This window comes from Paenisporosarcina indica (assembly GCF_001939075.1).
GTDB lineage: Bacteria > Bacillota > Bacilli > Bacillales_A > Planococcaceae > Paenisporosarcina > Paenisporosarcina indica.
The window spans coordinates 19,533-35,814 of the sequence record NZ_MPTA01000002.1 but is presented as its reverse complement, the minus strand read 5'-3'; the positions used below and the strand labels follow the sequence as shown (position 1 = coordinate 35,814).

The following is a 16,282-nucleotide window of genomic DNA, read 5'->3' as shown; positions in this document are numbered from 1 at the left end:
CTGAGAGGAGGGAGTAAATGAAGGTACTATTTATCGCCCCCAGCCAATTTAGTATTGGGGAGTTACACAATGCCATCTATTTATCAAGGCAGTTGGAATCAAACGGGATTAAGACTCACTTTTTAACGAGCAAAAATCATATCGACTACGCATTAAACTCAGGAGTTGAAGCCACTCCATTAAAGAAGAATACGATGCAAACAACGGCTATTAAAGAACTGGTAGACGAATTCAAACCAAATGCGATCATTGTAGCAGATTACCATAACCTTGATTTGGAATCACCTTTAATTGACCTGGATTATGTCATGAATTTAGGCATACCAACAGCTACCATTGACTCCTTACATTTAGGGGTAGACGCCAAAGTATTAACAAACCAGTTATTCCATGAAGCCTCTACTGAAAAATCTAGAATCGGTAGTAAAGCAAAGGTTCTTTTAAGAGAAATCCCTGAATCGATGAAGGTAATTCGCACGTGTCCGATCAATGACCCGCGCATTAAGAATGAAAGGATTCAGCCGGTTACTCTCTACAAGGAACCCTTTTATATAGAAGAAACAGTAAAAGAATCGATGCGTACCCGGTTTGGGTGTACTTCTCCACAAGATAAATTAGTGATGGTTTCAAAAGCAGCATGGGCAAGTTTATTTGTCAAAATGCGATTGATGGAAGCTAAACTATATACAAATAAAAACTATAGTTATGAATTCTTCATTCAGCAATTGATTGAATGTTATTTGGAAGTACACGAGCTCCCTTCTAAAGTAATAATTGTCGGAATCGCTCCAGAGAACAGTTTTATTAGAAATGCCGAAAATTCGATGATCGAGTTTGTTGGAATGCCTTTTATGAACTTAGATGAATATGAAGATTTATTATTCTCTTGTGATCTTTTTATCACAGATAATATTACGTCCTGTTCTATGGCTAAGGCATTATTTGGCTACGTTCCCGTGCTTAGCTTAGTGAACACCAAAGTTTACACGGATGAACATGGTGAAACTGTTTTCCCAGATGAGTGGGAAGAACACGAAGGACGAGCGTCCATTTTAGAGAAGTGGACCAAGGTTTTACCAACAGGGATTTACCCATTTTTAACTTTTCCTAACGGCTGGGTAGAAGAGTTGAAACCACTGTTAACGAACAATCCGCTTATGGAAGCAATCGATGTTTCCGAGATCTTCAATATTCGTCAAACAGGTGAAATGATTCATCGATTACTATACGCGGAAAAGACGAAACAACAAGTTCATGACAAGCAACAGACGTATATTGACATGATTCTCAAAACGCCTGATGCCACTGAGATGCTAGAGTTCATACTAAACCAAAAACAGAAAGCAGGGATTTCAAGATGATAACAGAGAATGCAAATACAGAGATCTTGACTCAAAGTGTAAAAGACTTCTCAAACATTTTAAATAAGGGTGGTTATGAGGTAGTAGGTTCATATAGTGACGTGGAATCTGAGTACAATGTAATCCGGAATCAGGTCGCGCTAATCGACTATTCGGCTAACGGGAAATTCAAGGTGACCGGTGACGAACATGTTGAATTTGTAAACAACTTACTGTCATTTGATATTGAGTATTTGGATATTGAAAAAACGGCATTCAGCCTAATTTTAAATGAAGAAGGTCAAGTTGTTGATTTAGTTACTCTTTATAAACAGGAAGATTACCTATTGATTGAAACATCTGTTGCTAAACGTAATGAAGTATATGAATTTTTAAGTAAGAATAACGACAGTGATGAAATCGTGATCGAAGACGTTAGTAATACATTATCTGCGATTGCTTTTGAAGGTCCATATGCTTGGAAACTTGGACAACCACTTATTGATTTTGATATTTCTTCCTTACCATTCCAATCATTTGTGGAAACAACTTGGAACGATGAGAAATTGATTTTTGCGCGTACAGGAGTTACTGGTGAATATGGATATAAAGTGTTTCTACCGACGGTATCCGCATTGAAAATTTGGAGTTTTTTATTAACACAAAGTGACGACCAATTTACGGTTCAACCTGTTGGCACGCAGGCAATTAATATCGCGATGTTAGAGGTAAGACAGCCAAATGTTGAATTTGAAGTCAATCATCTATCGATCTTTGAATCTTGTTTAGAATGGTTGATTAGTTTCGAAAAAGAAGAGTTTTTAGCTAAGGAAGCAATCGATCAATTAAAAGAACAGCCTGTAGAACGACGACTTGTTGGGTTTGTATTTGATGAAAAAGAGACCTTGACAATTGGCGATACCATCCTAGTTGAAAATGAAAATATCGGCTCAGTTGTCCAAGTTGAGTACAGCTATTCTCTTGGTAAGAAATTAGGATTGGCACTGGTCAATGACGAATTTGTCGTATCAGGCTTGGAAATGGGCGCCATGAGTAGTGAAACAGGCAACAGAGTAGATATCAAAACAGCCTCTTCACCTTACATTACACCGAAATCATGGGGAATTAAAATCGTTTAGTAAGAGGGGGGAAATAGTATGCAATACAAAAAATATCAAGTTGTAGTAACAGGCATCGGCATTATCTGTGCAAACGGAAAAAAAGTGGAAGATTTCTGGACGAATATTGTCGAGGGTAAGAGTGGGATTAAGTTGGTTAAAGAAATAGATATGTCTGACCTGACTACTGGCTTTGGTGGAGAAGTAGCAGATTTTAACCCTACAGAACATTTTTCGAAAAGAGAACTATTGCAATTTGATCGAGCGGGGCAGTTCGCTGTCCTCGCAGCTCGTGAAGCTGTGGCATCAGCAAAAATCGACTTCAAGAAAACCGATGCCTATCGTGTTGGTCTCATTTTAGGAACGTCACTAGGTGGCATACTTAGCGGTGAACAATTCCATGAGCAGTGGATTAATAAAGGAATTGAAAACTCAGACCGTTCACTCCTTTATAAATATCCGATCCATGTACCAGCAGACAATGTGGCAAGTGATCTCGGAATAAAAGGACATAAAAGCATCATATCGAATGCTTGTGCAGCGGGAACAAACTCTATCGGATATGCACTGGATACCATTCGTTCTGGAAAAGCAGATGTGATGTTAGCAGGGGGAGTAGATCCATTAACCAAACTATCACTTAGTGGGTTCAACAGTCTACAAGCTTTATGTGATGGTGTGTGTTCCCCGTATAGTGAAAGTAATGGGGTTAACATCGGTGAAGGGGCAGCTTTCTTGGTTCTTGAAAGACTGGACTACGCTAAAAATCGAGGTGCAGAGATCCTTGCAGAAGTGATGGACTATTCGATGTCAGCCGATTGTTACCATCAGACTGCCCCAGACCCAGCAGGATCGGGTGCACTTCAATCGATGAAAAATGTCCTAAAACAAGCGGGTTACGAGCCGAAAGATATTTCCTACATAAATGGGCATGGGACAGGCACTCCTGCCAATGATTCATCAGAACCTAAAGCAATGCGTTCGTTGTTAAAGGAATATTCACCACCTATTTCTTCAACCAAATCAATGATTGGACATATGCTTGGGGCAGCTGGAGCGGCTGAAGCAGTGACCAGTGTTCTAGCAATAAAAAACGGCATCATCCCACCAACGATCAATTTCAAAGCGGAAAGTGCCCAATTTGATTTAGACTTTGTTCCAAATGAATCACGTAAAGCAGATCTCAATTTGGTGTTATCCAACTCATTTGCATTTGGTGGTAACAACGCAACGATTATGATTGGTGCTCACACTGAAAATGAAAAACCAGTCGTAGAGTTTGATAAAAAAAGGATCGTTATAACTGGAATTGGTGCGATAGCAGGGAATGCCGAAAATGTAGAAGATATTTATTCATTACTTGAAAACGGGGAAAGTGGTCTTTCCGAAATCAAGGAATTTGATGCCAGTAGCTATGGGTTTACCGAAGCAGGCATTATCCCGGAAATGAAGTACGGAAAGTTTGTGAATCCTAAACTACTTCGCAAAATGGATTCAATTAGTAAACAGGCGGCTGTGGCTACTAATATGGCAATCAAGAATTCAAGTTTAAAAATCACGCGTGATAATAGTGAAGAAATTGGCTTAATTTTTGCAACTGGCACGGGTCCGATTGAAACGGTTGAAGCTTTTAATCGTGTCGTTATTTCCGAAGGTGCTCAAAAAGCAAATGCACGTCTATTTCCAAACACAGTAATGAACGCAGCAGCTGGCCATATTGGGCTGAATTTCAAATTAAAAGGCTCTACATCTACGATTTGTGCAGGGGGCGTGTCTTCTATAAATGCGCTTTTCTATGCGAATAGCCTGATTCAACAAGGAATTTGCCAACAAGTAGTGGTGGTTTCTTCGGATGAGTTCAATGAACCCATGTTAGCAGGAATGGACCGGATACCTGGTTACTTAACAAAGGATAAACCGAAACCCTACGATGAGGAATCAAATGGAATTGTGCTTGGCTCAGGTAGCGTAGCATTTATCCTTGAAAGTGATGAATCTGCTAAGGCTCGTGGAGTAGAAATCCTTTCAGAAATTAAAGGTTTTGGTATGACGAGTGACAATACTAGAATCGGTCGAATTGATACAAAAGGGGAAGCGTGGAAACAATCCTTTGAAGACGCATTGGAAGAAGCCGGAATATCTACGAGTGAGGTAGATTATGTTGCTTCAGCTGCCAGTGGACATAAAGCATTTGATTTAGTTGAATCAAACGTCTTGTCAGAGGTTTTCGGAAATCAAATACCGGTAAGTGCACCAAAGTCAGTGTTTGGAGAAACCCATGGAACGGCTGGTGCAATAGGCATATTGAGTGCCATATTAGCATTTAAAGGTTCGATTCCTTCCATTCAAAACTTAACTAAACCAAATACTAAAATCGATCTGGACTTAGTAACAGAAAAACGCAAAACTAGTGTTAAGAATGCTGTCATCAGCTCGTTTGCTTACGGTGGCAATTACAATTCACTCGTTGTCGGTCAATATAAATAGGAAGAAACACCAGTAGAAATGTTTAATGGGGGTAAATATGATTCTAGGAATTGGAACCGATTTAGTTGAAATCCAACGAATTAGTAAAGCTTATAATAGAAGATCCATTGGCTTTGTTAAACGGATCCTAACTGTAAAGGAATTCAAAGAATTTCACCGACTGGACTCAGAAAAAAGAAAGATGGAATGGTTATCAGGTCGATTTGCAGCAAAAGAAGCCCTTGCCAAAGCAGTTGGTACTGGCATCGGAAAACAGGTAAACCTAAAGGATATCGAAATTAGTTGTGATTCTCTTGGGAAACCCGATTTAGTCTTGTCCGATAAAGTAAGAGCATTGTATCCTGAAAACACCATTTACCACCTTACCATTACACATACTGAAAATAATGCCAGTGCGTTTGTAATTATCGAATCATGATGCATGTGTCTGAATTAGTTGAATAAAGTAAGTAAAAGAAGCGGCATTTCGTTCAAAATAGAACGAAATGCCGCCTTTTATTATTATCCATACTTACAAATTATTAAAATGATAGTTTTCTGTTGCCTCTCCTTTGTGGAAAAAGGTGTTTCCTACGTGAAGGTCGTTTATTCCTACGTGAACTCATTTTTTTCCTACATCACACCCCATTCTTCCTACGTGACCCTCCATTTTTACAACTGAGCCAACGCTCAGTCAAAATTCCTTCACTTATTCACAAAAACACCCGCTAAGCGTTAGTATTCGTGACCAGTAAGTGTTTGAAAAACTTTAAATAGACTGCTCGTCAGTTTGAAAAAAGTCCAAATCCAATCTTCTATTCCAAAATACTATGGTCACAAAGACGAAAAATAGAACTAAACTAATAAATAAAAATTTTCTGAATAGCACTTTATATTCTATTAAACTTCTGTATAATCGGTATTATCGCACTATTTGCATTAGTCCGATAATACCAAGAAAAAGGGGAAATGAAAGTTGAAGAGACTTTATTTTAAGAAGTATTTCAGTAGTTTTCTAGCTTTCGTTATGGTTCTTTCGTTGTTGACGCCATTCTCGGCATCTGCAAACGAGAACCAAGTAGAACCATTCAAGCCGAATGGTCAAAGTGAGAGCACGATGCAACTGAAAGCAGCCATTGCTGAGCAAGTTAGCATGTTGGAAGGCGGATCCAAGCTGCATAAAGAGCTGCAAGGGGTATCAGGTAGTGAAGAAATTTCAGTCATCATTCACCTGTCTGAAAAACCGGTAGCTCTCGAAAAAGGAATCGCGGAGCTGGCAGGTAAAAAATTCACGACTGCTCAAGCAGAAAAAGTGAAAGAGAATGTACAAGCTCAGCAGGCTTTTGTCAAAAAAGAATTCACGACAAAAGGAATCTCTTTGAAACAAGGTCATACATTCAATACAGTACTGAACGGTTTTTCAGCGACTGTAAAAGCGGATGACCTAGAAAAAATCCTTTCAATAGAAGGCGTTACGTTAGTTGAACCTGACACAACGGTCTACGCATTGGAAGATTCGAAATCACCTGCTCCAACCACATCATCGAAATTGATAAAGGATGATCAAATTGAAGCGGCAATGAATACAAGCCTATCATTCCTGGGAATCAAAAAACTATGGGATGAAGGCTATAAAGGACAAGGCATCAAGGTTGCTGTAATCGATACGGGGATTGACATGAACCATCCGGAATTTCAGGGTGTCTACAAAGGCGGTAAAAACTTTGTTCCCCACACTGGAACTACGTATGCTCGACCACGTGCCGATAATGATCCTTCTGAGACATCGCCACTTGATCGTCCAGCAGGTACACCGGAATTCAACACAAACGGCAGTTCATTCTACACATCACACGGTACGCACGTAGCGGGAACGATTGCTGCAATTGGAGCGAACGAATACGGAATCAGCGGGATTGCACCTAAAGTAGAACTTTATGCATACCGAGTACTCGGTGCTTACGGCAGTGGCGCTACTTCAGGCATCATCGCTGCTATTGAACACGCTGTAATACAAAAAATGGACGTCATCAACCTATCACTTGGTGGGGGAACGAACACGGAAACAGACAGTGGATCTTTTGCCATCAACAACGCCATGATGGCTGGGACGATTTCTGTTTTAGCGACAGGGAACTCTGGTCCTAACCGTGGAACATTGGGAACACCTGGGAGTTCACGTTTAGGAATCGCGGTCGGTAACTCGACGAATCCTGAAACGATGCATAATGGAAAAGTGAATGTTACTGTTGGCAGTTATTCACTTTCTAAACAACTGAACTTGATGGGTACAACTTTCGGAAAAAATGTAGCAACGCAACTTCAAGGTGAATTTGATTTGATAGCTGTTCCAGGTAGCGGTTCAGCAACGAACTATAATGGTCTAAATGTGACTGGAAAAATCGTCCTAGTTGCACGTGGTGATATTGCATTTGTAGACAAGATCGCCTTTGCAAAAGCAAATGGGGCAGCAGGGGTTATCATCCACAACATAGCTGGTGGAACGAATGCACCGAATCCATCGGGCACTTTCCTAGGTGATTCATTCGGGTTCCTTCCGACGTTTGACCTGTCTCAAACAGACGGACAAGCGATGCGTACAGCATTGCAAAGCGGAGCTGGAAAAGTGACATTCGGAAACTTTGCATCCACTTCGACTTTGGGTGACGATGTCAACAGCTCAAGTTCACGTGGTCCATCCACTCCGAACTTCGATATCAAACCGGATGTCACGGCACCTGGTACGAACATCATGTCATCGATTGCGATGTACGGAGCGGATTTCCCGAACGCATCTTATGCGGCAGCATATGATCGCTACACTGGAACATCTATGGCAACGCCACATATCGCGGCAATTGCTGCACTTGTCAAACAGGCAAACCCAACTTGGAGCGCTTTTGACGTAAAAGTGGCATTATCCAATACAGCAAAAATACTTGATACAACGAAATACGATGTCTTTTCCCAAGGTGCTGGACGCGTAGATGCCTATGCTGCAGCACATTCAGGTGTTCTAGCTTACGCTCTTGATACAGCGAAGCGCGATGCAACAGGGGCAATCGTGGAAAACCTGAAAGGAACTGTCACATTCGGTCCACAGCCACTAGCTGAAAATATTTCAGTGAAGAAACAGATTCTTGTCAAAGATCTGAAAGGTCTCGGTGGAGACTACAACGTAACAATTGAGGTGACAAAACCGTTTGCCGATGCAAAACTGACGGTTGATAAATCTTCATTCACGTTAAATGGCGAGCAACTGTTGAACGTAACATTGACGGCTTCGAAAAATACGGCGACCAAAGCAGGTGATGAAATTTTAGGTTACATCCACATCACGTCTGTAGGTGGCAAAGACCTGTCTTTACCATTCGCGGCAGACTTTAACGGAAAACCTTTAACAGAAGTCACGAACATGAACATTACTCAAACCGACTTGTCATTCGATGGCGATGGAGTGCAGGATGAAGCGGTGCTTTCATTCACACTAAAAGGTGATGTTAAAACAACCTACGTCGAACTTTGGGACATCAATAATCCTACCGGTGGGTTCTACAAAGATGGATACATTGGATATGTATATGCAGGTACTACTTTAGCTACGGGTTCTTATACGCTACCGATTAAAGGGCAGTACAAGCCATGGGGGTCTGCTCCGACAACGACCATTCCGGATGGACTATACACAATGGACTTCTCGGCAATACCGGTATCAGGCAATCCAGCTAGCATCGGTGACTTTGTCGGACCTATTGTCGTCAAGACTACCAAACCTGCTATCGCTGGCTCTGTTGCAAGTGGACAGGTAACAGGACAGGTAACCGATAAGTATATCGACTATAATGCAGCGTTGGCTAATTATTCTCTTAGCTATGATTTGAATGAAAAGTTGAAGGCTTCCTATGTAATTACTAAAAATGGGGTTGCCAAACCACGTGTATCATTCAAATTGGCTCAGAATGGTTCGTTCGCAATTCCTGTAGGGTCATTGGATGCTGAAAAAGACTCTATTACAATCCGTGTTGAAGATGCGTCAGGTAATGTTAGTGAAAAATTAATCTTAGGTGTTGTCGAGCCACGACAACCAATCAAAGTAACACCGCTTCCTCCGATACCATCTGAACCGATTGCAACCAATCCATATGTCAATTCATTTGGTTTCAGTAGCATCGCGATTTCTCCAAATGGGGACGGGATCAATGATACGGCGAATTGGTCATTTAACTTAAAAGAAACGCGCGATATTATGACACTTTACGTTTTGGATCCACAGAAATACACCAACACTCCGAAACCAGGGGGATATATCGGTGATATTTTGTTTGATACCACAAAGTCCTTATCAAAATCGGGTACTTTCGATGGGAGTTATACAAGTGCCTATACTTTTGCAAAAGGACCATTGAAAAACGGCGTGTATGGATTTAGATTGAATGGAACGGGCACCGGGAAACCTGCCTTGGACGCAACAATCCAGCCTATGTTCGTGAAAACGGCGGTGCCTGTCATTACGGGTAGAAGTGCTACAGACGTAGAAGGTCCTGAATATGCAATGAAAGGAAAAGTAACCGATCAGTTCTTTGACTTCAAGGCACCTTTGGAACAGCATTTCAAAGTCGTGAACTTCGACGTGAATAACTATCTTAAAGCAAAATATGTCGTTCAGGACAGAGAAAATACAACAGTTGATGAAGGTATATTCACAATTGGTGCGGATGGTTCATACTCCATCAATTTAACGAATCTTGAAAAAGGTCAAAAATATATCGTATCTGTCGTTGTTCAAGACATTGCAGGTAACACGGCACTTAAGGAATACACAGTAGAAACTGTGGCGATCCCTGATGTTGTCACTCTATCTGTCGACCAAACAGAACTTGATTTGACAGCAGGAGATACAGCAAATCTTACAGTAACACAAACAACAACACCTCATAAAGAGGAAGCGACTAAAGAAAACGTGACTGCTTTAGCTACCTATACAGTTGCCGATGAAGAAGTAGCAACCGTAAATAAAGGCGTGGTTACGGCAGTGTCTGCAGGTTCAACTACGATCACTGTTTCATACGGTGGAAACAAAGTGACTGTAGAAGTAACCGTCATTCCGGCACCAGTGGTATCACTTTCTGTTGACCAAGCAACACTTGATCTGACAGCAGGTGACAAAGCAAGCCTCACGGTTACACAAACAACTAAACCTTATAATGGTGAAGCAACAAACAAAGACGTAACAACTGAAGCTACGTACACTGTGGCGAACGAAGAAGTAGCAACTGTGAATAAAGGCGTGGTTACGGCAGTGTCTGCAGGTTCAACAACCATCACTGTTTCATACGGTGGAAACAAAGTGACTGTAGAAGTAACCGTAATTCCGGTACCAGGAGTATCACTTTCTGTTGACCAAGCAACACTTGATCTGACAGCAGGTGACACAGCGAAACTTACTGTTACACAAACAACAAAACCTTATAATGGTGAAGCAACAAACAAAGACGTAACAACTGAAGCTACGTACACTGTGGCGAACGAAGAAGTAGCAACTGTGAATAAAGGCGTGGTTACAGCAGTATCTGCAGGTTCAACAACCATCACTGTTTCATATGGTGGAAACGAAGTGACTGTAGAAGTAACCGTCATTCCGGCACCAGTGGTATCACTTTCTGTTGACCAAGCAACACTTGATCTGACAGCAGGTGACACAGCAAGCCTTACGGTTACACAAACAACAAAACCTTATAATGGTGAAGCAACAAACAAAGACGTAACAACTGAAGCTACGTACACTGTGGCGAACGAAGAAGTAGCAACTGTTAATAAAGGCGTGGTTACAGCAGTGTCTGCAGGTTCAACAAATGTTACCGTTTCTTACGGCGGTCATGAATTGACTGTGAAAGTAACCGTGACAGATCCGATTCCAGAACCGGTTGTCACACTTTCTGTTAATCAATCACTATTTGATTTAACAACAGGTGATATGGCAAAAGTTACCGTTACGCAAACAACAACACCTTATGAAGGTGAAGCAACAACTGAAGACGTGACTGCAAAAGCTACGTATACTGTGGCGGATGAAAATGTGGTATTAGCAAGTAAAGGTTACTTAGATGCTGTTGGAGAAGGTTCCACTTCTATTACCGTTTCCTACGGTGGCAATGAAGTAACAGTTTATGTAACAGTAAAAGACCCGACTCCAGATCCAAAAGTAACTTTATCGGTAGACAAGGAAAATGTCAGCCTGAAGGTAGGCGAAACTGAACAAATCACTGTATTCAAAACAGTGAAAGAAGAAGGCAAAGATCCTGTAACAACTGATGTTACGGATGAAGTGCATTACTCGTTTGAAAATGGTCAAGTCGTAAACGTAGACAGAGGCCTGATTACAGCTAAAGGTGTAGGTACTGCTACCGTCTCCATTAGACTAGACGGTAATACTGTCGAAGTGAAGGTAACAGTTGTGGAATCGACTCCTGAACCAGTAAAATCACTTTCAGTAGACAAAACAACAGTTAGCTTAACAACAGGGTTTACATCCCAGCTGACAGTTAAAGAAATAACAACAGCTAAAGATGGGGAACCAACTGAAAAAGACGTAACGAAAGAAGCGACTTATACAGTAACAGATCCAAAAGTGGTAACCGTCACGAAAGGTTTAGTGACTGCGAAAGCAAAAGGTACGACAACTATCACTGTTTCTTACGGCGGTAAAACTGTGACTGTCAATGTGTCAGTGGCAGATCCTGTTATCGTGAACCCACCAGTAGATCCAAAACCAGTGGACCCTAAACCAGTAACACCACCAGTATTCTCGGATATTACAAATATTTTCGCTAAAAAAGAGATTAATATTCTTGCAGCGAAAGGAATTATCCAAGGGAAAACTGAAACTAACTTTGCACCAAACGCACAAATTACACGTGCCGAGTTCGCTGTATTGCTTGCCCGTGCACTAAACCTTCCATTAAATGCTTATGAAGGTACGTTTAATGACGTCAACACAAGCAAGAAGTGGGCATTCGCTGCCATTGAAGCTGCTGCTAAAGCAGGAATCGTTAACGGAACAACGGATGGTTCATTCAATCCGGACGCTCCAATCAAACGAGAAGAAATTGCTGCGATGGTCGTACGAGCAGTTGAATACCAAAACAAAGCAAAACTTGACAACCTTGAAACACCAGCTAACTTTAAGGACCATGGTTCAATTGGTGCATTTGCCATTGAATCCGTCTACAAAGCAACTGCACTTGGTGTAATTCTAGGGAATGAAGGTCAGTTCAATCCTAAGAACAATGCAACACGTGCTGAAGCAGCAGTTATGCTGTATCGTGCATTGGACAAACTTGAACTACTGAAATAGTAATGGGGAAAAGAGCCGAAATCGTTTCGGCTCTTTTTTCGTGGACAGATTGTTGGCATGAGAAGGGTGAGCAATGGCTCAATCTGACTTTTAGAGGGTTATATCTGAAAAATCGAGGTGACCTCTGAATAACGTTAGCTTCTACTACATACTTAATAAGGTGCTGAAGAAATCATTTAATCCAGACAGTCACTTTGCCAACGTTGGACCAATAAACCGCTTTTCAATCACAGTAAATTTAGACTATTAAATTATTTATAAATTTAGTAGAATATAACTATATGTAGTGTGAATTATTAGGAGGAGAGTACGTGTTTTGTGGTCAGTGCGGTTCAAAGTTAGATAATGAAGCAAAGTTTTGCCAAGTTTGTGGAAATGCGATTTCGATAAAAAAAGAAGTGAATCTTAGCAAAGAAGAAGACAGTGGAGTACTTTCCAGAAGTAGCGATCATCAAGAACCATCACTCCTAAATAGCACTTCCGCTAGTGACGAACAGTTACTGAGGCTGTTTGTAGGAGGAAAAAAGCAGGATTATTACTTACATAAATGGTCTAAAAAGGATTATACCTGGAATTGGGCAGCATTTATCTTTGGGGTTTTTTGGTTGGGTTATCGCAAGATGTTCACGCCTATCTTCATCATGCTGGGTATTTTCATGGTGATTGATCTAGGAATGGCCCTACTTGGAATAGAAGACACCTATCAGAGTAATGCAATTGGCATTGGTGTTGGGTGTACATTAGGAATTTTGGGGAATTCCCTTTACCGCCATCATGCCAACAAGAACATTCATAAAATGAAGGGTTATTACCAGGATCCTGCACAACTACAACACAACATTAAGTTGAAAGGTAATGGTAGTTGGACTGGTGTATTTTTGACACTAGGGTTATTTGCACTTTATTTAGTGGTGACGATGGTGATTTTCACGTATATTCCTTCCATTAACCAGTCACAGGAAGCATTGCTAGTGAATGCTTCCCGTCAAACATCAGATGTAGAAGATTCACAATCGATTATTGAAGAAGAGATTTTGGACCTTATCCAAGAAAATACACGGGCTCTTGAAAGTGAAGACCAGGAAAAGTATATGTCCATGATCCATAAAAACAGTGACATTTCGTTATACGAACAAACGAAAGAGACAATCGAATCGTTGTTTGACTACTATGACATTGCCTATGACATACGTGATATTGAGTTCCTATCAGTAACAGATGAACAAGTAAAAGTACGATTAACACAAACGACAACATTGTTAGAGGGAGGAGATGACTTCCGAGATAATGATTCGATTCTCATTCATACATTTAAACCACAAGACGGGACATGGAAGTTTTCGACAAGTGAAGTAGAGTCCGTATCGTATTTTGATGAAACGAATCGTGATCAAACTTTAGAAGATGCCGTCCCAGCTGCATTTGACTATTTCGTTTTGGAAGCTCCTGACATGTTCGGTTTTTATGAAACTCAGGATATTGATGTAAACAATGATGGATTGTTAGAAACCGTTACATTTACAGGCGGTACTGATGAAGATGACAGTTACTCCAATTCTAATGTAGAAATCACAGTTGAGTTCAAAGATGGAAGTAGAGCTTCCACTACAGTGAGTGCTGACAATGCACCAGTTCTATACCTCTATGACATCGAACAAGATGGATGGATGGAATTGTTTTACGAAACTGGTTACCGTGTGTTTGGAACTGATATTTATCGATTCACTCCTGATGGTTTGGAATACGACACTACATTAAGTGGAAGGATTGAAGAATTTTCTCCATATCAAGTAACCACTAGTGAAGAGTTTTACACATTTGATTAACCCGACTACCAGTTCAAATTCAATGGCTTCCATTTTCGTAAATGCCTTTAACCTCGAAGGCATACCTGTTGAAGACCACTTAAGTTGCACGTAATTAGTTAATACGATGTCCGGTCTGGCCTTTTACTATGGGTTGATTTATAAATCAAGACTACTTTGGGGAAACTAATCCTGTTTATATGTGTATGAAAAGGAAATATGTTTTATAGACCAACTCAAAGGAGTAAGGAGGACTGATTGATGCATATCCGAATTGAATGGCAATACAAAACACCCAAGGGTACTGAAACCACATTCCACTCCGATGAAATGCCAGCAGCACATGCGCTGCTCATTGTGGAAGACTTGGAGCGTACCAAGCGTACAAAAAGCATGACACTTACTGACCGATTCGACAGCACCTGGACGGTCAAAGAGTTAAAAGCCTATCTAAAAGGAATCGAAACCGAACCGCATAATGTTAAAGTCTATTTTGATGGTGGTTTCGATCATCCAACCAGCAACTCAGGACTCGGTTGTGTCATTTATTATGAGCAAAGTGGGAAATCATACAGGTTGCGTCGAAACGCACCTTCTGCTGAGCTCACATCCAATAACGAGGCCGAATATGCCGCACTTTTTCTGAGTATACAAGAGCTCGAACTACTAAATGTCCATCATATGCCGGTACACTTTATCGGAGATTCGCAAGTGGTCATCAATCAAATGAAAGGCGATTGGCCGGCACTCGAGAGAGACTTATCAAATTGGGCGGATCGCATTGATGAAAAACTAAAAAACCTTGGCATCCAACCAGAATTTGAGTTGGTACCAAGAAAGTCAAACGCAGAAGCAGATCGACTCGCTACCCAGGCACTAAATGGAGTAGATATAACCGCCACTAGTGAGTTGGGTGGGAATAATTAAGTTGCTTTAATAAAAGGCTATGTTAAAGATAATAGTTGGTTTTGTATAGAAAAAAATGAGCTTGGATAAGCATTTTCAAGCTCATTTTTTTCTGTCTTATTTTTACTAAAGCACCCGTTAGTTGAATAAGTCAACCTGGTTACTTGCGTTTTTTGCCTGTCAAGATTTCGAATACAATTTTAGAAGATTCTTTAGATAAAGTTCCATAATTTGATTGCCCTTCAATTATAAGTTCTAATCTATCAGATTCTTCATTTATCCAAACGTTGTGTTTATATGAATTCCAAGTAAAACTATAATCTGGGGGACGTATATCTACTTTAATATTCTCTTGCCAGTCCGCATTTCCCAAGGCTTCTATTACTTTCTCTACTTCAATACTATCAGTTACTTCATTAACTTTTTCGTAATCCTCATTAACGTTTTTTTGTTTAACAATTATGGGATTGCCATCCCACGAATTGCTATAAACCCTGTCTTTCGTCGCATTGGTTTTTTCATCATTACTAAACGTTACATCTTGATTACATCCAACTAAAATAAGTCCAATTGCAAGTATTAAAACAAACAATCTTTTCATCAACTTCACCTCAATTATAAGACGTAATGACCGACAAAATAGTAACAATTCCTTCTTGAACTAACCTGCCTCGTTAGTTTAAGTGGACACTTTCACGATCTTATATTTATTTTAATATAAATATCCAGCGCAAAATTATATAGGGAAACCCATTCTCAAATTTCCTTCATGATTAATCAACCTTGTTCTTTAATAGAGCCTAATAAAACTACAGCCAAGAGAGCCGCCATGGGAATACGTATGTATTCTAATGGTACTCTCTTTTTATTTTAGTGATGGAAAACCCCAGAATAACGCTTGTCGTAACTCTCGGCATCTTCTTCTGTGAAGGGACCTATCTGAAAAACTTTTTAAGTATGAGCAAATGACTACATGGCATGAACATTGGCAACCTAGTTTTTGAGTACCTTATCCGTTAAAGGTATCCGGTTCTTTTTCAATTTACTCGAGAATTTACAGTTTTAGTAATAAATTGGTTGCGAAAATGAGTAGTTGGACATATAATAAATTCAATATATTTACATAAATAGGTGCTAAACTAATAGGTACTAATCGAAAGACCAGCTATTCTTCCCTAAATTATTTAACCAAGTTTAAGAATCTGATCTCGACGCTTAAGATCAATCGCCCATTCATTACGAAATTTAATGAAGAAGACCAAAATATTATCAGCATGATTCTCCCTTTAGCGA

Annotated in this window: 8 protein-coding genes; 7 read left to right on the top strand and 1 reads right to left on the bottom strand. The window is 40.3% G+C overall.

Annotated features, from left to right (window positions below):
- Positions 1-17 precede the first annotated feature (17 nt).
- The 7 genes from GY23_RS05745 (at position 18) to GY23_RS05715 (ending at position 15,010) form a co-directional block, all read left to right on the top strand.
- Positions 18-1,361: a DUF6365 family protein gene (locus tag GY23_RS05745; protein ID WP_075618276.1), complete on the top strand. Its 1,344-nt coding sequence runs from the start codon at positions 18-20 to the stop codon at positions 1,359-1,361.
- Positions 1,358-2,479, top strand: a complete 1,122-nt coding sequence (locus tag GY23_RS05740; protein ID WP_075618275.1) for a glycine cleavage T C-terminal barrel domain-containing protein — start codon at positions 1,358-1,360, stop codon at positions 2,477-2,479. Before GY23_RS05745 ends, GY23_RS05740 begins: the two co-directional genes overlap by 4 nt.
- Positions 2,480-2,497: 18 nt before the next feature.
- Positions 2,498-4,945 (top strand): beta-ketoacyl-[acyl-carrier-protein] synthase family protein, encoded by a 2,448-nt coding sequence (locus GY23_RS05735; RefSeq protein WP_075618274.1) that lies wholly within the window; start codon positions 2,498-2,500, stop codon positions 4,943-4,945.
- A 37-nt stretch (positions 4,946-4,982) separates the two neighbouring features.
- Complete coding sequence (gene acpS / locus GY23_RS05730; protein ID WP_075618273.1) at positions 4,983-5,363, top strand: holo-ACP synthase; 381 nt, start codon at positions 4,983-4,985, stop codon at positions 5,361-5,363.
- Positions 5,364-5,900: 537 nt separating this feature from the next.
- On the top strand, positions 5,901-12,278 hold the full coding sequence (locus tag GY23_RS18545; RefSeq protein WP_075618272.1) for a S8 family serine peptidase: 6,378 nt from the start codon (positions 5,901-5,903) through the stop codon (positions 12,276-12,278).
- 311 nt (positions 12,279-12,589) lie between these two features.
- Entirely contained in the window at positions 12,590-14,104 is a 1,515-nt protein-coding gene (locus GY23_RS05720) for a DUF2628 domain-containing protein (protein ID WP_075618271.1), read from the top strand.
- A gap of 240 nt (positions 14,105-14,344) precedes the next feature.
- Positions 14,345-15,010, top strand: a complete 666-nt coding sequence (locus GY23_RS05715) for a ribonuclease H family protein (protein ID WP_075618270.1) — start codon at positions 14,345-14,347, stop codon at positions 15,008-15,010.
- 139 nt (positions 15,011-15,149) lie between these two features.
- On the opposite strand, the gene GY23_RS05710 is transcribed toward GY23_RS05715, so the two are convergent.
- Positions 15,150-15,590: a YhfM domain-containing protein gene (locus GY23_RS05710; protein WP_075618269.1), complete on the bottom strand. Its 441-nt coding sequence runs from the start codon at positions 15,588-15,590 to the stop codon at positions 15,150-15,152.
- Positions 15,591-16,282 lie beyond the last annotated feature (692 nt).

Excerpts from the sequence above, each read along its gene's own strand:
- GY23_RS05740 (WP_075618275.1), top strand. The coding sequence starts at position 1,358 with ATGATAACAGAGAATGCAAATACAGAGATCTTGACTCAAAGTGTAAAA.
- acpS (WP_075618273.1), top strand. The coding sequence starts at position 4,983 with ATGATTCTAGGAATTGGAACCGATTTAGTTGAAATCCAACGAATTAGT.
- GY23_RS05745 (WP_075618276.1), top strand. The coding sequence starts at position 18 with ATGAAGGTACTATTTATCGCCCCCAGCCAATTTAGTATTGGGGAGTTA.
- GY23_RS05735 (WP_075618274.1), top strand. The coding sequence starts at position 2,498 with ATGCAATACAAAAAATATCAAGTTGTAGTAACAGGCATCGGCATTATC.
- GY23_RS05715 (WP_075618270.1), top strand. The coding sequence starts at position 14,345 with ATGCATATCCGAATTGAATGGCAATACAAAACACCCAAGGGTACTGAA.
- GY23_RS05710 (WP_075618269.1), bottom strand. The coding sequence starts at position 15,590 with ATGAAAAGATTGTTTGTTTTAATACTTGCAATTGGACTTATTTTAGTT.